Consider the following 21498-nt stretch of genomic DNA (forward strand, 5'->3'; position numbering starts at 1 on the left):
TGGTGCTGGTGCTCGACGGGTTCGTCGGGCTAGGCATCGGCTGGCAGTGGTACCACGGCGTTGTCGGTCTGGTCATGCTCGGTCTGCTCGCGGCGCTGGCCCACGGCTCTCTCCGCGCCGACGCCGGCCGCGATCACGCAGGCGATGCCGAACGCCTGGAGGAGCGTGGGGGACTGGCCGAGCAGTAGCCAGCCGATCAGCAGCGCCAGGGCCGGTTCGAGGCTCATCAGTGTGCCGAAGACACCGGCGTCCAGGCGGCGCAGCGCCAAGTACTCCAGGCTGAACGGGATCACCGGCAGCAGCAGCGCCAAGCCGAAGCCGATGGCGACCAGTTGCCAGGTCATGGCCGGGATCGTGGCCGGCCCCGCGACGGCCGTGGCAACGACTGCGGCGACGGGCAGCGAGACGCCCATGCCTTGAAGGCCTGCGACGTTGCTGCCCACGTGCTGGGTCAGGACGATGTACGCCGCCCAGCACGCGGCCGCGCCGAGCGCGAACAGTACGCCGGGGCCGTCGACCGACCCGTGCCACGGCTGGGTCAGCAGCAGCACGCCGGCGAACGCCAGCGCCGGCCAGACCAGTCGTCCGCGGCTCCGCAGGACCGCGACCGACAGCGGGCCGAGGAACTCGAGCGCACTCGCCGTACCGAGCGGGAGGCGTGCCGCGGCGGCCATGAAGAGCAAGGTCACACCGGCCGTGGCGACGCCGAGGCCGATCGCCGCCAGGAACGCGTTCCGGTCGAACGAGCTCGGACGGGGACGGAACAGCACGAGCACGATCAGTCCGGCGCACACCAGACGCAGCCAGGCCGCACCCTCGGGCCCGACCCGGTCGAACAGCCCGACGGAGGCGGCCAGTCCGAGCTGGACCAGCGTCATCGACAGCACCGCGAAGGCGATACCGGTCTCACGTGTGCGCATGCCGTCCAGTCAAGCTCGGGATTTCGTTCGCGTCCACGTGAGAATCCTGGACAGATCGTTCATGATCGATGAATGGATGTCCGCCGGCTCGAACTCCTCCTCGCCCTGTCCCGACTGGGCTCGATGCGCGCCGTCTCCGACATGCTCGGCGTCACCACGTCGACCGTCTCGCAACAGATCGCGGCACTCGCCCAGGAAGTCGGCACACCGCTGCTGGAGCCCGACGGCCGCCGCGTCCGCCTCACCCCGGCAGGCCGCCGGCTGGCCGAGCACGCCGTCCACATCCTCGCCGCCCACGAGGCAGCCCGAGCCGACCTCGACCCGTCCGCCGAACCAACCGGCACCGTCCGCGTGGCCGCCTTCCACACCGCGATCCGCGACACACTGCTGCCCGTCGTGCCGCAGCTGCCGCCCGCGGTCCGGGTGGCGATCCAGGAACAGGAACCACCCGAGGCGATCGCGTTGCTCGAGCGCGACCAGGTCGACCTCGCACTCACCTACGACTACAACCTCGCGCCCGCGCCGCAGCACGCCGCACTCCAGGCCGCTCCGTTGTGGGAGAACACGTGGAGTCTCGCCGTACCGTCGCGGTCCCGGCGTACGTCCGGTACGGCGGTCGACGTCATCGCCGCGTTCGCCGACAGCGACTGGATCGTGAACTCCCGGCACACCGCCGACGAGCAGGTCGTCCGCACCATCGCCGCCCTGGCCGGCTTCGAGCCCCGCGTCACCCAACGCGCCGACAGCCTCCAGCTCGTCGAGGAGATGATCACCGCCGGCCTCGGCGTCGCCCTGATGCCCGCCACCTACGCCAGAGCCACCGGCCTGTCCCTGCGCCGCCTCCGCGATCCCGAACCCCGCATGCGAGCCCATGCCCTGACCCGCCGCGGCCGCGGCGGCTGGGCGCCGCTGGCACTCCTCGTCGGCCTGCTCAGCGCTTCACGGCATGCAGGAGCTGCAGGGTCAGCTCACCGTCGGTGAAGAGGCGGCCGAGGCGGGTGTCCTGGCTGGTGGCGAGCGTGTAGGCGGGGTGGGTTCGGTAGCGGGCCGTGATGTGGGCGGTGACCTCGGCGGCGCGGCGGGTCCAGGACAGCGGAACGGCGGCGGGGCGTTCGGTTTGTTCGATGAGGTCGAAGCCGGTGTGGTCGAGGACGTCGGCGAGTTCGGACTGGGTGGGGAAGTGGTTGCCGTCCGGGGGGTCCGGGACGGGGCGGTTCGCGACCACGACGAGCAGGCCGAGGGATGCGTGCGGTCCGAGGACGCGATGGATCTCCCGCAGTACGGCGGCCTTGTCGTCGACCGTGCACAGGACGCCGAGGCACCACGCGACATCGATCGACGCGTCGCGCAGCGGGATGTGCCGGCCGTCGGCGGTGACGACCGGCAGGCCGAAGAGGCGTGCGGCGGCGCGGCCCGCGGACGGCATCGGCTCCAGCAGGATCGGTCGGACGCCGAAGCGCCGGGCGGCCCACGCCGCGGGGCCTCCGGAGCCCGCGCCGACGTCGAGGAGCTGGTCGCCCGGCGACAGCTCGCAGGCCTCGGCGAGCCACGCGAGCGCGGCCGGGCTCGAACTGCCGCGGCAGGCCGCCGGGATCGCGTGCTGGTCGCCGAGGTGCTCGACGGCCTCCGCGGTCCAGGCGGCAACGTCGTCGAACTCGGCGACCATCGCCGGCGCGGTCATTCGACGAGCTTGCCGTCGGACGAGACGTGGCGCATGAGCTGCCGCAGCTCGGCGGGGATCGGGGGGATCGGCTCCTTCTCGACCGCGCCGGGGCCGGACCAGACGAGGTTGACCTGGAGGGATTCGTCGAGGTCCGGGTGGTCCGAGCGGTTGTGGCAGCCGCGGGTCTCCCGCCGTACCAGCGCCGCGTCCAGGGTGGCGCGCGCGGCCAGCGCCGACGCCTTCAGGTCGAACGCATGCGCCAGGTCCTGGAAACCGGCGATGTCCGGGTGGACGCCGATCTGCGCGATCCGCTCCTCGACCTCCGTCAGCTCCGCGAGGCCGGCCTGCAGGCCCGCCTCGTCGCGGACCACGCCGGCGCGCGCCGTCATCGTGTCGCGCAGCGCGCGCTGCAGGGCGCGGACGTTCTCCGGCCCGTCGTTCGTCAGCAACTGGTCGACCTCGGCCCGGGCCTCGGCGACGGCGGCCGTGGAGCGCAGCTGGGCCTGCCGGCCGATCGAGTACTTCGCGGCCTCCTCGGCGACGATCCGCCCGAAGACGAGCAGCTCGATCAGCGAGTTGCCGCCGAGCCGGTTCGCGCCGTGCAGCCCGCTCGCGGCCTCGCCGATCGCCCACAACCCGTCGACGCCGGTGCCGTGGTCCTCGGGCCGGACCCAGACGCCGCCCATCGAGTAGTGCGCGGTCGGCGCGATCTCGATCGGCTGCTTGGTGATGTCGAGCATCTGCAGCTCGAGCAGCGTCTGGTAGACCCGCGGCAGCCGCCGCATGATCGTCTCGCGGGGCAGGTGCGACACGTCCAGCCAGACGCCGCCGTTCTGCGTCCCGCGGCCCTCCTTGATCTCGGTGTACTCCGCCAGCGCGACCCGGTCCCGCGTCGACAGCTCCATCCGCTCGGCGTCGTACCGGGACATGAACCGCTCGCCGAGCGCGTTGCGCAGCTGGCCGCCCTCGCCGCGGGCCGCCTCGGAGACGAGCGTGCCCGCCGCGTTCTCGGGCTCGATCAGCCCGGACGGGTGGAACTGCACCAGCTCGGGATCGCGCAGCCGACCGCCCGCGAGCACGGCCAGCCGGAACGCGTCGCCGGTGTTCTCGTCGCGCCGCGACGACGTCCGCCGCCAGATCCGGGTGTGACCGCCCGCGGCCAGGATCACCGCGTCGGCGTGGATCACGTACCGCCGTCCGGTGGTCAGGTCGAAACCGTAGGCGCCGAACACCGTGTTGTCCTTCACCAGGATCCGGGTCACGTAGACGGTGTCCAGGATGGGTACGCCGAGCTGCACCGCGCGGTTGATCAGCGTGCGCTGGATCTCCAGCCCGGTGTAGTCGCCGGCGAACGCGGTCCGGCGGTAGGTGTGCGCGCCGAAGAACCGCTGCGAGATCCGCCCGTCGGCCTCGCGCGCGAACGGCATCCCCCAGCGTTCGAGGTCCTCGATCCCGCGGGCCGCGCCCTGGGCGACGACCTGCACGGTGACCGGGTTCGCGAGCAGGTAGCTCTCCTGGAGGGTGTCGGCCGCGTGCTGCTGCCAGCTGTCGTCCGGGTCCATGGTCGCGAGCGCCGCGTTGATGCCGCCGGCCGCCAGCGACGTGTGCGCGTCCGAGCGCGAGCGTTTGCCGAGGGCAAGAACCTCGACGCCCTGCTCGGCCAGTTCGATCGCCGCCCGGAGGCCGGCACCACCGGTTCCGATCACCAGGACCGACGTGGCGATCTGCTGTTCGGTGATGCTCATCTGTTCTCCTTCGTGCGCTGCGGATGTCCTCACCCACCAGGACAACGCAGAGTGGCGTTCTGTGACTGTCTCCCCGGTCACAACCCGGCTGTCTGTCCGGTCTCACCCAGTACCCGAGGGAAGAGGAGAACCCCATGAGTGAGAATCCGGTCGTCGTCCTGGTCCACGGCGCGTTCGCCGAGTCGGCCAGCTGGAACGGCGTCGTCGAGCGGCTACGGGAGCGCTCGATCGAGACGGTCGCGGTGGCCAACCCGCTGCGCAGCCTCGACGGCGACGCGCAGTACGTCCGCGACGTCATCGCCGGGATCGGCAAGCCGGTGGTCCTGGTCGGGCACTCGTACGGCGGCATGGTGATCACCCAGGCCGCCGCCGGCAACGACGCGGTCAAGGCGCTCGTGTACGTCTGCGCGTTCGCACCCGACCACGGCGAGACCGCGTTCCAGCTGTCGTTGATGTTCCCGGGCAGCACGCTCGGCGACGCGCTGAACGCGTACCCGGTGGCCACCGGCGGCAACGAGCTCGCGATCCGCCCGGACGTGTTCCGTCAGCAGTTCTGCGCCGACGTGCCCGCCGAGCAGGCCGCGCTGATGGCCGCGACCCAGCGGCCGGCCACCGAGGCCGCGCTGACCGCCCCGCTGCCCACGTCCACGCCGGCCTGGCAGACGATCCCGTCCTGGTTCGTGTTCAGCGACCAGGACATGAACATCCCGGTGGCCCTGCACCGGTTCCTCGCCGACCGCGCCGGTGCGAAGGACACCCGCGAGATCGCCGGCGCTTCGCACGCCCTCAGCGTCTCCCAGCCGGAGGCCGTGACGGCCACGATCCTGCACGCCTTCGAGGCCTGACCACGCAGTCAACCACGTAATCGACCACGTAATCGGCCACGCAGTCGACCATGGGGTCTCCAGGGCGCGAACCCCGTGGTCGGCGGCCGACGCTGGAGGTGTTCCCCAGCGTCAGGAGGCCGGATCGTGAGTACGGCGGGTTTGGACGAGTTCCTGCAGGCCCGGCCGCGGTTGTTCCGGATCGCGCGCCGGATCGTCGGCAACCCGCACGAGGCCGAGGAGCTCGTGCAGGACGTCTGGGTGCGTTGGCAGCGGACGGACCGGTCCGCGGTGGCCGACCCGCAGGCGTTCCTGGCCACCGCGGTGTCGCGGCTGGCGATCAACGTGGTGCAGTCGGCGCGGCGCCGGCACGAGACGACGGTCGGGCCCTGGCTTCCGGACGAGCGGGTGGCGGCCGGGCCCGATCCGCATGCGTACGCCGAGAACCGGGAGGCGTTCGCGACCGCCGTCCAGCTGTTGAAGGACCGGCTCTCGCCGTCCGAGCGGGCGACGTACGTGCTGCGGGAAGGCTTCGACTACCCGTACCGTGACATCGCCGAGACGCTCCGGATCGGCGCGCCGAACGCGCGCCAGCTCGTCAAGCGCGCCCGCGACCGCTTGGCGCAGGAAGCCGTCTGATCGGCGCTTGCGGTACTGGCGGGTTCTGTACCCGTATCGCTGTTCGCACGTAGCCTCTGACGGGTGGGGTGGCAGCGATTGCGCGGGCGACGAGCGGAGTCCGCACGCCTCGACCACGTGGTCGCCGGAGTGCGCTCCGGGGACGGGCAGGTGCTGGTCATGCGCGGCGAGGCCGGCATCGGCAAGTCGGCGCTGCTCGAGTACGTCGCCGGACGGGCCGACGGCTGCCGGGTCGTGCGCGCGTCCGGGGTCGAGTCGGAGATGGAGGTCCCGTTCGCCGGCCTGCACCAGCTGTGCCTCCCGCTCCTCGGTCTCAGCGATCGCCTGCCGGGTCCGCAGCGCGGTGCCTTGGAGATCGCGTTCGGTCTGAGCGGCGGGGGACCGCCCGACCGCTTCCTGATCGGTGCGGCGACGCTCAGTCTGTTGTCGGCGGCTTCCGATCGGGAGCCGCTGCTGTGTGTCGTCGACGACGCGCAGTGGCTCGATCAGGCCTCGGTCCAGACGCTGACCTTCGTCGGGCGCCGGCTGTTCGCGGACCGGATCGGGCTGGTTTTCGCGCTGCGCGAGCCGGTGACCGGACCGGAATGGAGCGGGTTCCCCGAGCTGCCGGTCGGCGGTCTCGCCGACGAGTACGCCGGTTCGCTGCTCGACTCCGTCGTACCCGGGCGGCTGGACGCGCCCGTCCGCGACCGGATCGTGGCCGAGACCCGGGGCAACCCACTGGCGCTGATGGAGCTGCCGCGCGGGCTGACCGCGGCCCAGCTGGCCGGCGGGTTCGAGCGACCGGACACCCGGCCGCTCGCGAGCCAGATCGAGCAGAACTTCGCGCTCCGCGTCCAGGCGCTGCCGCGGGACACGCAGCGGCTGCTGCTGACCGCGGCCGCCGAACCGGTCGGCGACGTACCGCTGCTGGTCCGCGCTCTCGCGCTGCTCGGCGTGCCGATGAGCGCGGTGGCCCCGGCCGAGGCCGCCGGGTTGATCGATATCGCGGCCCGGGTCCGGTTCCGGCACCCGCTGGTCAGGTCGGCGACGTACCGCGCCGCGGACCCGGCGGACCGCCGTGCCGCGCATCAGGCTCTCGCGGAGGCGATCGACCCGGAGCTCGATCCCGACCGTCGCGCCTGGCATCGCGCCCAGGGCGCCGACGGCCCGGACGAGGACGTCGCGGCCGAGTTGGTGAGCTCGGCCGACCGGGCGCAACGACGCGGCGGTATGGCGGCCTCGTCCGCGTTCCTCCAGCGCGCGACCGAGCTGACGCCGGACCCGGGGATGCGCTCGGCCCGGGCCCTCGCCGCGGCGCAGGCGAGCCTGGCGGCGGGCGCGTTCGAGACCGCGCTGCGACTCCTGAACACTGCCGCCGAAGGGCCGGGCGACGACGTCCACCAAGCGCGCGTGGACCTGATGCGCGCGCAGGTGACGTTCGCCTCCGGGCACAGCCTGGAGGCGCCGCCGCTGCTGCTCGACGCGGCCCGGCGGCTCGAACCGCTCGACCTCGGCCTGGCGCGGGACACCTATCTGAACGCCCTGGCCGCGGCCCAGTTCGCGGGCCGCTTCGGCAAGGACAAGGGCATCGCGTCTGTCGCCCGCGCCGCCAAGGCCGTGCCCCGGCTGGCGGAGCCACGCAAACGCGACCTGCTGTACGACGCGGTCGCGACCTTGTTCGCCGACGGTTATCCGGCCATGGTCGCGCCGGCGCGGGAGGCGATGACCGCGTTCGAGGCGGAGAACGGCACGCCGGAGACGGACGACCTGACCTGGATGTGGCTGACCGCGGTGCTGGCGGTCAACCTGTGGGACGACCGGAGCTGGGATCTGCTCACCGCGCGGCACCTGCGGATCGCGCGCGAGGTCGGCGATCTCAACCAGCTGCCGCTCGTCCTGCACCACCGCGTGATGCTGAGCCTGTTCGGCGGCGAGCTCACGGCGGGCGCCGCGCTGCTCGCCGAGGTGAAGACCATCCACGACGCGACCGGCGCGGACCTGGCGTCGTACGGCGAGATCTGCCTGGCGGCCTGGCGTGGACAGGCCGACGCCGCGGCGCTGATCGCCGCCAGCCTGGACGACTCGGCGGCGCGCGGCGAGGGCGGGGCCGTGTCCTTCGCGCATATGGCCAATGCCTTGCTGCACAACGCCCAGGCGCAGTATCCGACCGCGCTGACCTCGGGTCTCGCGGCGACGGCGTATCCGGCCGAGCTCGGCGCGGCGAGCTGGGCGCTGCCGGAGCTGATCGAGGCGGCGTCGCGCGCTGGGCGCCCCGACGCTGCCGCGGACGGGTACGGCCGGCTCAAGGAACAGGCCGAGGCCACCGGCACGGACTGGGGCCTCGGGGTCCTGGCGCGGGCGACCGGGCTGCGGTCGGACGGCCGCGCGGCAGAGGCGGCCTACCAGGAGGGGATCCAGCGGCTGAGCCGTACGCGGATGCGGATGGACCTGGCGCGGACGCACCTGGTGTACGGCGAGTGGCTGCGGCGGGAGGGCCGCCGGCAGGACGCGCGGGGGCAGTTGCGGATGGCGTACAAGCTGTTCTCGGAGGCCGGCGCCGGTGCGTTCGCCGAGCGGGCGGCGCGGGAGCTCGCGGCTACCGGCGAGATGCTGGACGAACGCCGGACGGCGGACACCTCGGGCCGGGACTCGTTGACGGCGCAGGAGGCGCGGATCGCCGATCTGGCCGGCGCGGGACTGACGAACGCCGAGATCGGTGCGCAGATGTTCCTCAGCCAGCACACTGTCGAGTGGCACCTGCGCAAGGTCTTCGCGAAGCTGGGCATCACGTCCCGCAAGCAGCTCCGCCCGTAGATGTCACAACCGGCCGTGGCCGGGTGTCTTACTTGTGGGAAGTTCGACGGATGGAGAGTTCGGTGCGCAGGATCCTGGTGGTGGGCGGCGGATATGCCGGCTTCTACACGGCGTGGCGGCTGGAGAAGAAGCTGCGGCGCGGTGAGGCCGAGGTGGTCGTGGTCGACCCGCGGCCGTACATGACGTACCAGCCGTTCCTGCCCGAGGTGGTCGCCGGGTCCGTCGAGGCCCGGCACGCGGCCGTGTCGCTGCGGCGCAACCTGCGGCACACCAAGCTCGTGGCCGGCATGGTCACGAACATCTCGCACGCGACCAAGACCGTGACGATCCACCCCGCGGACGGGCCGGACTACCAGCTGACGTACGACGTGATCGCGGTGACCGCCGGCGCGGTGACGCGGACGTTCGACGTACCGGGCGTGGCCGAACGGGCGATCGGGATGAAGCACGTCGAGGAGGCCGTCGCGATCCGGGACCGGCTGTTCACCGCGTTCGACGAGGCGGCCGGGCTGGAGCCGGGCCCGGCGCGGCGCAAGCTGCTGACGGTCACGTTCGTCGGCGGCGGGTTCTCCGGTGTGGAAGGTTTCGCGGAGCTGCTGTCGCTGGCGCGGGCGCTGCTGAAGAATTACCCGGAGCTGTCCGCGGACGAGCTCGGGTTCCACCTGGTCGAGGCGACGCCGCGGATCCTGCCGGAGGTGACCGACCGGCCGGGCGACTGGGTCGTGAAGATGCTCGAGAAGCGCGGCGCGGTCGTGCACCTGAACACCACGATGCAGTCGGCCGACGACGGTCACGTGGTGCTGTCGGACGGGTCCGAGTTCGACTCGGAGCTGATCGTCTGGACCGCGGGCAACGCCGCGACCCGGCTGCTGCGCAACCACACCGACCTGCCGCACAACGAGCGCGGCCTGGTCCAGGTCCGGGCGGACCTGCGGATCGGCACCGACGCCGAGGTGGTCACCGACGCCTGGGCCGCCGGTGACGACGCGGCGGTGCCCGACCTGACGTCGCCGGTCGAGGGCGCGTACACGGTCCCGAACGCGCAGAACGCCGTACGGCAGGGGAAGTTGCTGGCGAAGAACCTGCTGCGGTCGCTGCGCGGGCGGGAGCCGAAGAACTACGTGCACAACAGCCTCGGCGTGATCGCGACGCTCGGCCTCGGGAACGGGATCTTCCAGTACAAGCGGCTCGTCATCAAGGGCCTGCTTGCGTGGCTGATGCACCGCGGGTACCACGTGCTGGCGGTCCCGACCTGGGACCGGAAGATGCGCGTGCTGTCGATCTGGCTGGTGTCGTTCTGCTACGGCCGCGACATCGTGTCGCTGGCCTCGGTGCAGAGTCCGCGCGAGGCGTTCCAGACCGAGGCCAAGGCGCGCAGCCTCAGCGCGAGCCGTCCGGCATGAGCAGGTCGGTCAGCCCGAACGTCTCGCCGTCGGCAGGCAATGTTGGCTGCCAGCCGGGATCGAGACTGAGGTAGCTGGCCCCGTCGGCCCGCAGCAGTCCGAGCAGTACCTCGGCGACGATGCGCCCGCCGACAGGCCCGAGGCGGTCGCCGTCGCCGAAGGCCTCGGACTCCTTCAGGACGTAGAACCACAACGGCGTACCGCCCGGCCAGGTGCCCTCGGTCAGCGGCGGTACGCCAAGGAGTTTGGCGACCTCCTCACCGCTCGGTAGACCGGTGGTGTCGCCGCGCAGCAGATCCCGGACGGCGAGGGACTTGTACGCCGTCTCGTCGACGGCGCCGGTGACCTGTTCCGGCAACCCGATCAGGCTCGCGGGGAGCCGCCCGTCGAGCCGCTTCGCGCGTTGCGCCGGCGGACGACCGGGTACGTCGAACACCTGCGTGAGATCGAGCCGCTGCCGAGGCGGACCGAACCCGACCAGATCGGGGAACAGCGGCACCTCAGGTCCGCCCGCGGTCAGGCGGTACGTGTGCCGGATCTGGCCGTGACCGTAGCGGTACGCCGCATCGGCGAACTCCAGCGGGATGAACGCCTGCAGCGGTTCCGGTGTGAACCACTTCCCGCCGCCGGTCAGCACCTCGTCCACCAGCGGCCGCCCGACCAGCCGCGGCAGGAAGTCGTGCACCACGACCCACTGGTAGTGCCAGGTGAGCGTGATCCGCGCGCGCTCGAACACCTCCTGTTCGGGGATGCCGCTGGCCCGCAGCCGGTCGACGATCCGGTTGTGCGCCCGCAGCAACGCCACGTGCAGCGTCAGCGAGAACAGGTGGACGTCGTTGCGCGGGTCGCCGATCAGGGCCACGCCCTGCGGGTTCCGCGGTACGTCGTCCCCGTTCAGCAGGAACTTCGCCGGGTCGTGCAGGTCGAACAGGTACGGCGAGCCGATCGGGCCGTCGGCGTACAGCATCTCCAGGTTCAGCCGCGGCGAGCGCGCGTTCCGCAACGCGTCGGTCTCGACGCCGCCCGCGATCGGCGAGCGGTCCGCGGTCGTGTCGTGGGCCAGCAGTTGCCCGAAGAACGGCCACCCGGCCGCCTGTTCCGCGTCGTCCCCGCCGCTGCCGGGATCGAGGACCGCGGCGGCGTCACAGATCCCGCCGTCCGCGCCCGCCCGGATCAGCACCTGCGGGTCGGCGCCGAGCGGCGCCAACCCCGGGAACATCCGCCCGTACCGCGCTCCACCAGTCGGCCGATCCACGCTGCGTACGAGACTCAGACAGTGGTCCCGCGCCGCCGGATGCCTGCTCATGCACTACCTCCCAAGGATTCGAATCCACTGGAGAGACCAGGCAGCCGCCGCGATTGTGACCGTCGCGCTCAGACGGAGACCAGGACGACGGTGGCCGCGGCGCACAGCAACCCGGCCACCTGCCGAAGGGTCAGGCGTTCGTGCAGCACGGTCAGGCCGAGCAGGACGGTGACGGCCGGATAGAGCGAGGTCAGCACGACCGCGACCGACAGCGCCTGCTCGCGAGAGGCGAGCAGGAAGGCGCCGATCGCACATGTTCCGAGGACACCGGAGGCGACGGCGAGCATCGCCGTACGACGCTCCATCCGCAGCCGCTCGCGCCGGACCGCGATCGGCGCCACCGTCACCACGGCAACCAGCCGATTGAAGGCCAGCGGCCAGAATCCCGCGGCCTCGCCGGCGCGCGCGAGGGCGACGTACTGGAGCGCGAACGCGGCGCCGGACAGCAACGCCCACCCGGCGCCTGCAGTCGTACCGGCTCGTGGTCCGCGCCGGCTGGTCATCAACCAGATCGCGGGGACGGCGACCGCGAAACCGGCCCAGGCCCACCAGTGCAGATGATCGCGCAACAGCGTCACACCGATGATCACGGGGATCGCCACACCGGCGACATCGCTCAGCGGTACGACGAGGCTGAACCGGCCGACCTTCATGGCCTGGAACAGGAACGCCGCACCGAGGCCGGTCCCGATCCCGGACACGGCACCCCAGGCCAGATCGGCCGGGGCGGTGCTCGGAGCGGCAACGAGCAAGGCCAGGAGTGTGACCAGCACGACTCCGCAGATCTGGCCGAGCAGGACGACGACCGCGCTGTGCAGGCGGCGTGCGGCCAGTCCGGCCGCGAAGTCCGACAGCCCGAAGCACAGCGCGGACGCCAGTGCGAGTCCGACACCCACCCGCGTCCGGTAACCGGCCAGGCAGGTCCCAAACCGCGCTCAGCTGATGCGGGTGAGGCGGCCGTCCTGCTGGATCCGGATGGTGGCTTTGCGGGTCCCGACGGTCAGGTCGACGAAGAACATGCCGCTGACCGTGCGGGTCTTGTAGGTGACGGTCTCGGTGGAGCCGGCCGGGACGATCGCGGAGAGGACGGTCGCGGCGTTGCCGTTGCGGTTGAACTTGACCACGGGGGCCGGCTCGCGGTGGAAGATGTCGGGGTAGTACCAGCCCTGGACCGGATCCTGCCGGCCTTGGACGACGGTGATGCCGTCGGCGGGCGGTTGCTGCTGGTACGGGATCTGCAACAGGTACGTCTTCGACTTGCCGCCGGTGGCGATCGCGGTGGTCGGCGACTGGACCGTCACCTTCTGGCCCGGCGCGAGATGCCAGAGCGTCTCGTACCGCTGGGTGCTCGTCGCCTGGCCGCGGTCCAGGGTGACGACCAGGTCCGGATCCTTCAGGACGAGGACGTCGCGCTTGCGGGTCACGCCCGGCGCGGGCGAGTCGGCGAGCGAGTACGACTCCCAGGCCGGCGTGATCGATGCGCGGACCAGTTGTGTCGGCACACTCACGGTCTCCGCCGACGGGATCGTCATCACGTTGTGCGCGGCCTGGCTCTTCGACCACGCCTGCCACTTGTCGAGCTGGTACCCGGAATGTCCCGGATCGATCAGGACGTCGTGGCCGTGCGACGAGTAGGTGATCGACATGTGGTCGTCGTGACCGTGCAGCGTCCGCGCGACGCCGTACCGGATGCTGTACGTCGACTCCTGCCCGAACGGCCGGGTCTCGCCCCAACCGGTCCGGCCGAAGATGTACCCGGCGTCGTAGACCGCGACCCGCTTGGACGGCTTCGTGCCGCGCTTGCCGAGCGAGGCCACATAATCGAGCGCGGTCCCGGCCGCGCCGGTCGGCTTCTGCCGGACGGCGTCACCGACCTGCTGCAGCTCGCCCGTCGACTTGGTCGCGAGCGCCAGCCACTCCGACAACGCCGCGCGCCGCTGGGCGATCACCTGGCCGGGGTCGGCGCCGCAGCGCTGCAGGGTCGTCGTAGCCCGGCCCCACAGCAGGTAGTTGAACATCGCGTACCCGACCGACTGCTCGTTGGTCGAGCCCTGCGGGTCGATCGCTGTCGTGATCGCCTGGGTCAGCCGGTCCACGGCGAGCTTCTTCAGCTCCGGACGTTTCAGCGTGCAGCCCACGCCGAACAGCGCGATGCTCTCGTCCGTCCCGTGGTTGGACGACCCGCTCCAGTTCACGATCATGAACTGCGCGTGGTCCACGAGCGCCTTGTCGAGCCAGGCGTACTGCGTGGGCAGCGAGCTGACCCGCATCCCGGTCAGCACGGCCTGCCGGGCGCACAGCAACACGTTGGTGCGGTGCATCGTGGCCTCCCACGCGCCGACGTCGCCCTTCCACGAGTACGGGTTGTCCTGCACCCAGTCGTGGATGATCGCCAGCACGTGCCGCAGCGCCTTGCGGTCACCGCGCTGCCCGGCCTCGATGCCGTTGCCCAGCCAGCGCAGCGAGTGCAGCCACATGTACCAGCTGGGCTTCTGGTACGGGTTCGAGCGCCAGTTGACGTCGCCGCTCCCGTTGCCGACCTTGTACGGCGGGTCGTCGCCCCATGCGAACGTGTCCTGCAGCAGCATCGGCAGCGGAACGCCGGACTCGATCCCGCTGAACCCCGGGCACTCGTAGGTGCCGGTGTTCGCGACCGGGGTCGACGGCGGGGGAGTGGCCGGCGTGTCGACACCGGGCAGCGGCTCCTCGCTCGAGGTCGTGTCGGGGACCGACGGCCGCGGACCGGCTGTCGGGCTCGGTGGTGGGCTGCCCGGGGTCGGCGATGTGTCGGCGGACGCGGCGGTGGGGCGGTTGCGGGCGCCCGGCATCAGCACGAAGACCGCTCCGGCGAAGGCAACACCGCAGACCAGGACGCAGGCAAGCGTCAGCGCGACGGTCGTACCCAACCGCCTCTTCGGCTGCGCCACTCGCCCCCCTCTCCACCTGCTAGACGCTCCGTGCCCGCCGATTGGTTGCGTCCGGCCCCCGGCCTGTCCGATTCGCACCCCGGCGAGCAGTTTCCTCCAGCGCGTCGCCGATCACGAATCGGCTGCCGTCGAGGGTACGAGAACCGGGGTCCGGCGGCCGAACGCGGTGACGCCCAGGCCGGCGATGCTCGCGGCGGCGGCGACCAGCGCGCAGGTGACGAAGCCGTGAGCCAGATCGTGGGCGGTGCCCAGCAGCGGGCCGAACGTCGCCACACCGATCGCCCCGCCGATCTGCCGGGACGTGTTGAACGCAGCCGACGCGGCGCCGTGCAGGCCGGGCTCGACCGCGGCGATCGACTGTGCGGTCATGGTCGGTACGAGTAGGCCGGAGCTGAACCCGATCGGGACCAGCGCGAGCACCATCGGCCAAACCGCCGGCGACGTACTCGCCCAGGCCAGGGCGAGCAGCGCTACGGTCAGCACCGCTTGGCCGATCGCGAGCACGGCCGGTCTGCCGAGGCGGCGGGTGAGCGGCGCGGAGCACAGGTTGGCGATCGAGATCAGGCCGGTCAGCGGCAGGAACAGCAGCCCGGTGACGAGGGCGCTGAGGTGCCGTCCTTGCTGGAGCAGCAGGCTCATCGTGAACAGCACGCCGTAGAAGGCGAAGTTGAGCAAGGTGCCCTGCAGCGCCGCGGTCGCGAAGCCGCGCTCGGCGTACAGCTTCAACGGCAGCAGCGGCGACCGGACGGATCGCTCGACCAGGACGAAGCTCACCAGACCCGCGACGGTGACCGCGACCGCGACGACGACGGCCGGATCGAGCCAACCGCGTGCCGGAGCCTCGATCAGCGCGAACACCAGCCCGCCGATGAACGCGGTCGCGGTGGCCATCCCGGCGACGTCCGGTCGCCGGAACCGCCGCTCGACCGCCGGCATCGAACGCAGTGCCCAGAGCGCGGCGGGGATGCCGATCGCGACGTTGACCGCGAAGACGGCGCGCCAGTCCGCGAGCGCGACCAGGCCGCCGCCGAGCAACGGCCCGGCCGCCATCCCGGCGCCGCCGGCCGCGGCCCACCAGCTGACCAGGCGGTGGCGTGCGTGCTCGTCGGTCGCGGACGCGGTCGCGAGGACCAGTGCGCTCGGCAGCAGCAGCGCGGAGCCCGCGCCCTGGACCAGCCGGGCGAGGTTCAGCATCAGCATCGAGCCGGCGGCTGCGCAGACGGCGGACGACAGCGTGAACACGAGAAGTCCGGTGAGGAAGGCCCGCTTCGCGCCGAGGGTGTCCGCGATCGCTCCGGCGCCGAGCATCAGCGCCGCGAACGACAACGTGTAGGCGTTCAGCGACCACTCGAGCTCGGCGCGGGACGCATGCAGATGGGTGGCGAGCTGGGCGAGGGTGACGTTCACGATCGTGCTGTCGACGAAGACCATGAACGAGGCGATCAGCGCGAGCGCGACGACCGACCGGCGGTGCTCCAGGGGCATACCGCCACTCTACGACTTTGTTCGATATGCGTCGAACAGTATTTTCTCCGACCGGGACCGGATGCCGGTCGGCTGCGGGAGGGTCTGCGTCAGGTGTCGGGCGTGGCGACGTGGCAGGCGGCTTGGTGGTTCTTGCCCAGGGTGCGGAGGACCGGGGTCTCCTCGTGGCAGCGATCGACGGCGAGGGGACAGCGCCAGCGGAAGCGGCAGCCGGGGGTGGGGTCGATGACCTTGGGAGGTTCGCCGGTGTCGCCCTCGATGCCGGTCGTCAACGGTGCCCGCGGATCCGGTACGGCGCCCAGCAGGAGATCCGTGTACGGGTGCTTCGGGTTCTGCAGCACCGACTCGGTCGGGCCGGTCTCGACGACGTGCCCGGCGTACATGATCATCAACCGGTCGGCAACGTACCGGGCGCTCGCGATGTCGTGGGTGATGTAGAGGAACGAGACGCCTTCGGAGCTGCGCAGTTCCGCCATCAGGTTCAGCAGCCCGATCCGGATCGACACGTCGAGCATCGACACCGGCTCGTCGGCGAGGATCAGCTTCGGCTTGTGCGCCAGCGCCTGCGCGAACCCGATCCGTTGCCGTTGGCCACCACTCAGCTCGTACGGGTACCGCTGCATGATGTCTGCGGCCGGCGACAACCCGACCGCCTCGATGACCCGCTCCGCCTCCTCGAAGCGCTGTGCCCGTGACAGCGAGGGACGATGCAGCTTGAGCGACCGCAGTACGCCGTGCGACACCCGGAACGCCGGGTTCAGCGAGCTGAACGGGTCCTGGAACACCATCGGTACGTCGCCGCGGTACGACAGTTGGTCCTTGCGGGAGCGGTACGTCGACATCGCCCGCCCCTGGTAGAAGATCTCGCCGCCTGTCGGCCGGTACACCCCGGCCAGCAGCCGCGCGATCGTGCTCTTGCCGCTCCCGCTCTCCCCGGCGAGCGCGACGATCTCCTGCCGCCCGATCGAGAAGTTCACGTCGTCGACGGCGTGCAGCAGTTGCCGCGAGAACCCGCGGCCGACGCGGAAGTGCCGCGTCAACCCCTTTGCCTCAAGCAACGGTGCGGCGGCCGTGGACCCGGTCTCCACCTGGGAGATGTCGGCGGTGGTCACTGCGCCTCCCGAACGAGATCAGGGACGTGCAACAGGCAACGAGCCTGCCCGCCGCCCACCTGGTACAGCTCCGGAGCGATCTTCGGGCAGTCCTCGAACGCCTTCGGGCAGCGCGGCTGGAACCGGCAGCCGGGCGGGGGATCGGCCAGGTTCGGCGGGCTGCCCGGGATCCCCGTCAGCGGCACCTTCGGCCCGCGGATCGACGGGAAGGCGTCGAGCAGACCGGCGCTGTACGGGTGCTGCGGCGCGTCGAACACCGCGCGCGTGTCGCCGAACTCGACGACCTGCCCGGCGTACATCACCACCAGCTTGTCCGAGAAGTGGCTGACCAGCGACATGTCGTGCGTGACGAAGACGACCGCGAACCCGAGCTGCTTCTGCAGCTCCTTGATCTGCACCATCAGCGACCGCTGCGCGACCACGTCGAGCGCGGACGTCGGCTCGTCCATGATGATCAGATCGGGCGTGAACAGCAGCGCCATCGCGATCATCGCCCGCTGCCGCATCCCGCCGCTCAACTGGTGCGGGTAGCTGCGCAGGTGGATCGGATCGATGCCGACGAGCCGCAGCACCTCGGCCGGGCGGTTGCTGTCGACCGTCTCGTCGTGCGCCATGATCGCGTCGTGGAACTGCGCCCCGATGCTCTTCACCGGGTTCAGGGCGTTCATCGCGCTCTGCATCACGACCGAGAAGTCGCGCCACCGCAACGCGGACAGTTGCTTCTCGGTCATCGTCACCAGGTTCTGCCCCTGGAAGGTCACGCTGCCGCCGGTGATCGCGGCCGGGGACGACAGCAGCTGCGCGATCGCGAACAGCAGCGTCGACTTGCCGCAGCCGGACTCGCCGACGATGCCGACGAACTCGCCGGCATGGACGTCGAGGTCGACCTGATCGACCGCGACGACCGGGCGGTCCCCGGTGTCGTACGAGACGGTCAGGTCCCGGACCTCGAGAAGCTGCCTGCTCTCAGTGTTGCCGTGCACGTCGCCTCCGAACCGGCCGCAGCGCGGGGTTGCTGATCTCGTCGAACGCGTAGTTGAGCAGGGCGAACGACACACCGAGCAGGGCGACCGCCAGGCCCGGCGAGAGTGCCCACGCGGGCAGGCCGTTCACCAGGGCGCCCTGGTTCTGCGCCCAGTAGAGCATCGTGCCCCAGCTCAGCGAGTTGGGATCGCCGAGCCCGAGGAACTGCAGGCCGGCGGCGGTCAGCACCGCGTACAGCGCGGCGCCGAGGAAGTTCGCGACGATCAGCGAGATCATCGTCGGCAGCACCTCGACCACGATGATGTACGAGCGCCGCTCGCCGCGGACCCGCGCCGATTCCAGGAAGTCCCGGTTCCGCAGCGACAGCGCCTGCGCCCGCATCTGCCGGGCGCCGTACGACCACCCGGTCAGGATCAGCACGACGATGATCACGGTCAGGTTGCCCTTGCCGGCGTAGGTCGCCAGCACGATGATCAGCGGGAACGTCGGCAGCACCAGGAAGATGTCGGTCAGCATCGACAGCCCGTCGTCCGCGAACCCGCCCAGGTAGGCCGCGGAGACGCCGATCAGCACCGACAGGATCGTGGCGCCGAGGCCGGCGACCACGGCGATCACCAGCGATTCCCGGGTGCTGTAGATCAGCTGGGCGTACACGTCCTGCCCGAGTCCCGTCGTACCGAGCCAATGCTCGGCGGACGGCTTCTGCAGCGGCAGGTCGCCGATCGCCTGTGGATCGTGGTGCGCCCCCGGCACGAACAGCGCCGGGAAGGCGGCGAGCAGGATGAACAGGAGCAGCAGACCCGCCCCCACCATGGCCTTGCGGTTGCGTAGCACGGCCCGGAACAGACCACCGCGCGGACGGCGGGCGGAACCGGAGACAGGCGCGGCGGCGCCGGCGACGACTGCGCTCATCGGTTATCCCTTCGTCCGGGCGCGGGGGTCGAGCAGGAAGACCGCGAAGTCGCAGAGCAGGACACAGATCAGCACCGCCAGCGTGACCAGGAGGAAAAGGGCCTGCAGCAACGGGTAGTCGGTGCTCACCGTCGCGTTGTAGAACATGTAGCCGAGCCCGGGGTAGTTGAAGACGTACTCGACCAGGATCGTTCCGGAGATCACGAAGCCGAGCGACATCGCGAACCCGGACAGGTTGGGCAGGAACGCGTTGCGCCCGGCGTACCCGAACATGATCCTGCGGTTCGGGATGCCTTTCGCGCGGGCCATCCGGACGTAGTCCTCGGCCAGCGTGGTCACCATGTTGTTCCGCATGGTGAGGATCCAGCCGCCGACCGCGGTGATCAGGATCGTCGCGGCCGGCAGGATGCCGTGCTTGATCACGCTCCAGGCGAACTCCCCGGTGAACGCCGGCGTCAGGCCCTGGTCGTAGTTGAAGTCGTTCGGCAGGATCGGGTTGCTGCCGATCGCGAACAGCGAGATCAGCAGCAGCGCGACCCAGAAGTACGGCAGCGCCGAGGTGACGATGAACACCGGCGGGACGATCCCGTCGATCAGGCCGCCGCGCCGCCAGCCGGCCACGGTCCCGATCAGCGTGCCGATGACGAACGCCAGCACGGTCGCGATACCGACCAGGCCGAGCGTCCACGGCAGCGCGTCGCCGATCAGCGTCGTCACCGGGACGCCGAGACTGCTGCCGATCGACACGCCCCAGTGCCCGGTGACCATCGACCTCAGGTACTCGCCGTACTGCAAGATGATGTTCTTGTCCGGGTCGAAACCGAACTCGGCCAGGACCGTCCGCAACTGCTCGGGCGTCACCACCGCGCCGCCCTTGCTCAGCCGTTGCCGCAGTGCTTCCTCGGGGCTGCCCGGCATCATCCGCGGGATGAAGAAGTTCAGCGTCATCGCCGCCCACAGCGTGAGCACGAAGAACCCGAGGCGTCGTATCAGGTATCGCACTCCCACCAGCTCCTCGTGCTCACGCTTGTCAGATCCTCACTACTTCTGGGCGGACTTCGAGTACAGGCTGGTCAGCACCTGACCGACGTCGGGGATGTTGTACGGCGCCGGCTGCGCGTACGGGTTGTCCTGGGTCGGCCAGCCGTCCAGGTCCTTGGTGTTGTACTGGTACCAGTCGACCGACTCGGTGGTCGGGATGAGCGGCACGTCCTTGATCATGTACGACGAGATCTGCTTGATCAGCTTGACCTGCGTGTCCGGGTCCGCGGCGGCGTACTGGTCGAACAGCTTGTCCACCTCGGGCTTCATGTAGCGCGAGTAGTTGCTGTTCGCCTGCTTGCCGATCGGCGCCGAGTTCTTGGAGTACAGCAGCTGCCGCAGCTCGTAGTACGGCGTCGGACCGCCGGACAGGCTGGAGTACGCGAGGTCGTAGTCACCGGTGTACAGCTTCTGGTTGTACGACTGCTGCTGCAGGTCCTGGATGGTCAGCTCGATCCCGACCTTCGCGAGCTGCTGCTTCACGACCGCCAGCGACGCGTCCCAGTCGGTGTAGCCGGTGACGGTGATGACGTTCAGCTTCAGCGGGTTCGACTCCGAGTACCCGGCGGTCTGCAGCAGCTGCTTCGCCTTGTCCGGGTTCGGCTTGTCGTACCCGGCCGCGGCCAGCGCGTCCTTGTCGAAGTACTTGTCGAACGTCGGCGTCACCACACCGGTCTGGTTCGCGGCCGGCTGGTACCCGCTCTCACCGATCTTCGAGATCTGCTCGCGGTCGAGCGCGTACGCGATCGCCTGCCGGACCTCGAGCTTGCTGGTCGCCGGCCGGGACGGGTCGTTGTTCGGGACCAGGGCGACGTTCGCGGTCGGCGGGAACCAGTAGTTGTTCTCCGGCGACTTCGCCTTGTAGAAGTTGTCGATGTTCGGGATGTACTGCCCGCCCCACTGGGCCTTGCCGCTGGCGAGGTCGAGGTTGGCCGGGTTGTTGTCCAGGTACGCCGGGTACTGCACCTTCTCGACGTACGGCTTGCCCGGCTGCCAGTAGCTGCCGTTGGCGACGTACGAGATGTTGTTGCTGCTGCACGACTCGACGGTGAACGGCCCGGTGCCGATCGGCTTGGTGTTCGTCCAGGTGGCGGGCTTCGAGGCGGCCTCGCCGGTCGACCAGATGTGCTTCGGCACGATGCCGACCTGGCCGGCGAAGTTGAAGAAGTACGGCTCGGCCGCGGACTTGAACTTCAGCGTGACCTTGTTCCCGGCAGCGGTGACGCTGGTCAGGCCGGCGCCGGTCCACAGCGAGTACAGGTCGAGCGCCGGCTGCTCCTTCATCCGGTTGAAGGTGTAGACGACGTCGTCGGCGCTGAACGGCTGGCCGTCGCTCCACTTCACGCCGTCGCGGATGGTGAAGTCGATCGAGTCCTTCTTCGGTGACCAGGTGAACGCGGTGGCCAGCATCGGCGTGGTGGCCCCGGCCTTCAGCACGTTCACGAACGTCAGCGGCTCGTACACGAACCCGAGCGCCTGCTGGTTGACCGCCGGGTTGAACGGGTTGAACTGGCACGGCCAGGTCTGCCCGCCGACGTTCGCGATCGTGACGGTGCCGCCCTTCTTGTGCTCGCCGGTGGACCCGCCGCCGCTGCTGCTCGACGACGACGGGTTGGACGACGCCGCGTTCCCGATCGGCTTGTCACCGCCGCCGCATCCGGCGGTCAGTGCGCCGACCGCCAGGGCGGCGACGGCGATGCGTGTGATGCCCCTCATCGTCTTCTGCCTTTCGCTACTGGAA

17 protein-coding genes are annotated in these 21498 nt (G+C 70.6%); 5 read left to right on the forward strand and 12 right to left on the reverse strand.

The genetic code is table 11. The features are described 5' to 3' along the window. Positions 1–29 precede the first annotated feature (29 nt). Positions 30–920, reverse strand: coding sequence for an EamA family transporter (locus ABZX12_RS11245; RefSeq protein WP_355692074.1), 891 nt, complete (start codon positions 918–920; stop codon positions 30–32). Positions 921–992: 72 nt separating this feature from the next. Between ABZX12_RS11245 and ABZX12_RS11250 the strand changes: the two genes are divergently transcribed. Beyond that, a complete protein-coding gene (locus ABZX12_RS11250) occupies positions 993–1901 on the forward strand; it encodes a LysR family transcriptional regulator (RefSeq protein WP_355692076.1) in 909 nt (302 codons plus the stop codon). Here ABZX12_RS11250 and ABZX12_RS11255 read toward each other — a convergent pair. Both ABZX12_RS11255 and ABZX12_RS11260 read right to left on the reverse strand, forming a co-directional pair. Then, a complete protein-coding gene (locus ABZX12_RS11255) occupies positions 1852–2601 on the reverse strand; it encodes a methyltransferase domain-containing protein (protein ID WP_355692077.1) in 750 nt (249 codons plus the stop codon). The genes ABZX12_RS11250 and ABZX12_RS11255 overlap by 50 nt on opposite strands. Further along, positions 2598–4328: an FAD-dependent oxidoreductase gene (locus ABZX12_RS11260; RefSeq protein ID WP_355692079.1), complete on the reverse strand. Its 1731-nt coding sequence runs from the start codon at positions 4326–4328 to the stop codon at positions 2598–2600. Before ABZX12_RS11260 ends, ABZX12_RS11255 begins: the two co-directional genes overlap by 4 nt. Positions 4329–4462: 134 nt before the next feature. Between ABZX12_RS11260 and ABZX12_RS11265 the strand changes: the two genes are divergently transcribed. The 4 genes from ABZX12_RS11265 to ABZX12_RS11280 all read left to right on the forward strand — a co-directional run bounded on the left by ABZX12_RS11265 (position 4463) and on the right by ABZX12_RS11280 (position 9990). After that, positions 4463–5173, forward strand: a complete 711-nt coding sequence (locus tag ABZX12_RS11265) for an alpha/beta hydrolase (RefSeq protein ID WP_355692081.1) — start codon at positions 4463–4465, stop codon at positions 5171–5173. Positions 5174–5299: 126 nt separating this feature from the next. Beyond that, on the forward strand, positions 5300–5791 hold the full coding sequence (locus ABZX12_RS11270) for a sigma-70 family RNA polymerase sigma factor (protein ID WP_355692083.1): 492 nt from the start codon (positions 5300–5302) through the stop codon (positions 5789–5791). 63 nt (positions 5792–5854) lie between these two features. Continuing rightward, the gene (locus ABZX12_RS11275) at positions 5855–8587 is read left to right on the forward strand and encodes an AAA family ATPase (protein ID WP_355692085.1); all 2733 of its coding nucleotides are present in this window, start codon (positions 5855–5857) and stop codon (positions 8585–8587) included. A 62-nt stretch (positions 8588–8649) separates the two neighbouring features. Further along, the gene (locus ABZX12_RS11280) at positions 8650–9990 is read left to right on the forward strand and encodes an FAD-dependent oxidoreductase (protein ID WP_355692087.1); all 1341 of its coding nucleotides are present in this window, start codon (positions 8650–8652) and stop codon (positions 9988–9990) included. Here ABZX12_RS11280 and ABZX12_RS11285 read toward each other — a convergent pair. The 9 genes from ABZX12_RS11285 to ABZX12_RS11325 form a co-directional block, all read right to left on the reverse strand. Then, a complete protein-coding gene (locus ABZX12_RS11285; protein WP_355692089.1) occupies positions 9968–11296 on the reverse strand; it encodes a peroxidase family protein in 1329 nt (442 codons plus the stop codon). The two genes, ABZX12_RS11280 and ABZX12_RS11285, sit on opposite strands and share 23 nt — an antisense overlap. Positions 11297–11364: 68 nt before the next feature. Beyond that, positions 11365–12192 (reverse strand): DMT family transporter, encoded by an 828-nt coding sequence (locus ABZX12_RS11290; RefSeq protein ID WP_355692091.1) that lies wholly within the window; start codon positions 12190–12192, stop codon positions 11365–11367. A gap of 39 nt (positions 12193–12231) precedes the next feature. After that, positions 12232–14223 (reverse strand): heparinase II/III family protein, encoded by a 1992-nt coding sequence (locus tag ABZX12_RS11295; RefSeq protein ID WP_355692093.1) that lies wholly within the window; start codon positions 14221–14223, stop codon positions 12232–12234. Between the two features lie 111 nt (positions 14224–14334). Further along, positions 14335–15708: an MFS transporter gene (locus tag ABZX12_RS11300; protein ID WP_355692095.1), complete on the reverse strand. Its 1374-nt coding sequence runs from the start codon at positions 15706–15708 to the stop codon at positions 14335–14337. 89 nt (positions 15709–15797) lie between these two features. Beyond that, complete coding sequence (locus tag ABZX12_RS11305; protein ID WP_355692097.1) at positions 15798–16820, reverse strand: ABC transporter ATP-binding protein; 1023 nt, start codon at positions 16818–16820, stop codon at positions 15798–15800. After that, the gene (locus ABZX12_RS11310; RefSeq protein ID WP_355692099.1) at positions 16817–17803 is read right to left on the reverse strand and encodes an ABC transporter ATP-binding protein; all 987 of its coding nucleotides are present in this window, start codon (positions 17801–17803) and stop codon (positions 16817–16819) included. The genes ABZX12_RS11305 and ABZX12_RS11310 overlap by 4 nt, the downstream gene beginning before the upstream one ends. Next, on the reverse strand, positions 17787–18716 hold the full coding sequence (locus tag ABZX12_RS11315) for an ABC transporter permease (protein WP_355692101.1): 930 nt from the start codon (positions 18714–18716) through the stop codon (positions 17787–17789). Before ABZX12_RS11315 ends, ABZX12_RS11310 begins: the two co-directional genes overlap by 17 nt. A gap of 3 nt (positions 18717–18719) precedes the next feature. Then, positions 18720–19724: an ABC transporter permease gene (locus ABZX12_RS11320; RefSeq protein ID WP_355692103.1), complete on the reverse strand. Its 1005-nt coding sequence runs from the start codon at positions 19722–19724 to the stop codon at positions 18720–18722. Positions 19725–19757: 33 nt separating this feature from the next. Then, positions 19758–21473, reverse strand: a complete 1716-nt coding sequence (locus ABZX12_RS11325; RefSeq protein WP_355692105.1) for an ABC transporter substrate-binding protein — start codon at positions 21471–21473, stop codon at positions 19758–19760. Positions 21474–21498: the final 25 nt, after the last annotated feature.

The sequence above is a fragment of the Kribbella sp. NPDC003505 genome, from assembly GCF_040610875.1.
Classification (GTDB): domain Bacteria; phylum Actinomycetota; class Actinomycetes; order Propionibacteriales; family Kribbellaceae; genus Kribbella.

What these genes read in the sequence shown, in the direction of transcription:
- ABZX12_RS11245 (WP_355692074.1), bottom strand. Translation starts at nt 920, where the DNA reads ATGCGCACACGTGAGACCGGTATCGCCTTCGCGGTGCTGTCGATGACG.
- ABZX12_RS11250 (WP_355692076.1), top strand. Translation starts at nt 993, where the DNA reads ATGGATGTCCGCCGGCTCGAACTCCTCCTCGCCCTGTCCCGACTGGGC.
- ABZX12_RS11255 (WP_355692077.1), bottom strand. Translation starts at nt 2,601, where the DNA reads ATGACCGCGCCGGCGATGGTCGCCGAGTTCGACGACGTTGCCGCCTGG.
- ABZX12_RS11260 (WP_355692079.1), bottom strand. Translation starts at nt 4,328, where the DNA reads ATGAGCATCACCGAACAGCAGATCGCCACGTCGGTCCTGGTGATCGGA.
- ABZX12_RS11265 (WP_355692081.1), top strand. Translation starts at nt 4,463, where the DNA reads ATGAGTGAGAATCCGGTCGTCGTCCTGGTCCACGGCGCGTTCGCCGAG.
- ABZX12_RS11285 (WP_355692089.1), bottom strand. Translation starts at nt 11,296, where the DNA reads ATGAGCAGGCATCCGGCGGCGCGGGACCACTGTCTGAGTCTCGTACGC.
- ABZX12_RS11300 (WP_355692095.1), bottom strand. Translation starts at nt 15,708, where the DNA reads ATGCCCCTGGAGCACCGCCGGTCGGTCGTCGCGCTCGCGCTGATCGCC.
- ABZX12_RS11315 (WP_355692101.1), bottom strand. Translation starts at nt 18,716, where the DNA reads ATGAGCGCAGTCGTCGCCGGCGCCGCCGCGCCTGTCTCCGGTTCCGCC.
- ABZX12_RS11325 (WP_355692105.1), bottom strand. Translation starts at nt 21,473, where the DNA reads ATGAGGGGCATCACACGCATCGCCGTCGCCGCCCTGGCGGTCGGCGCA.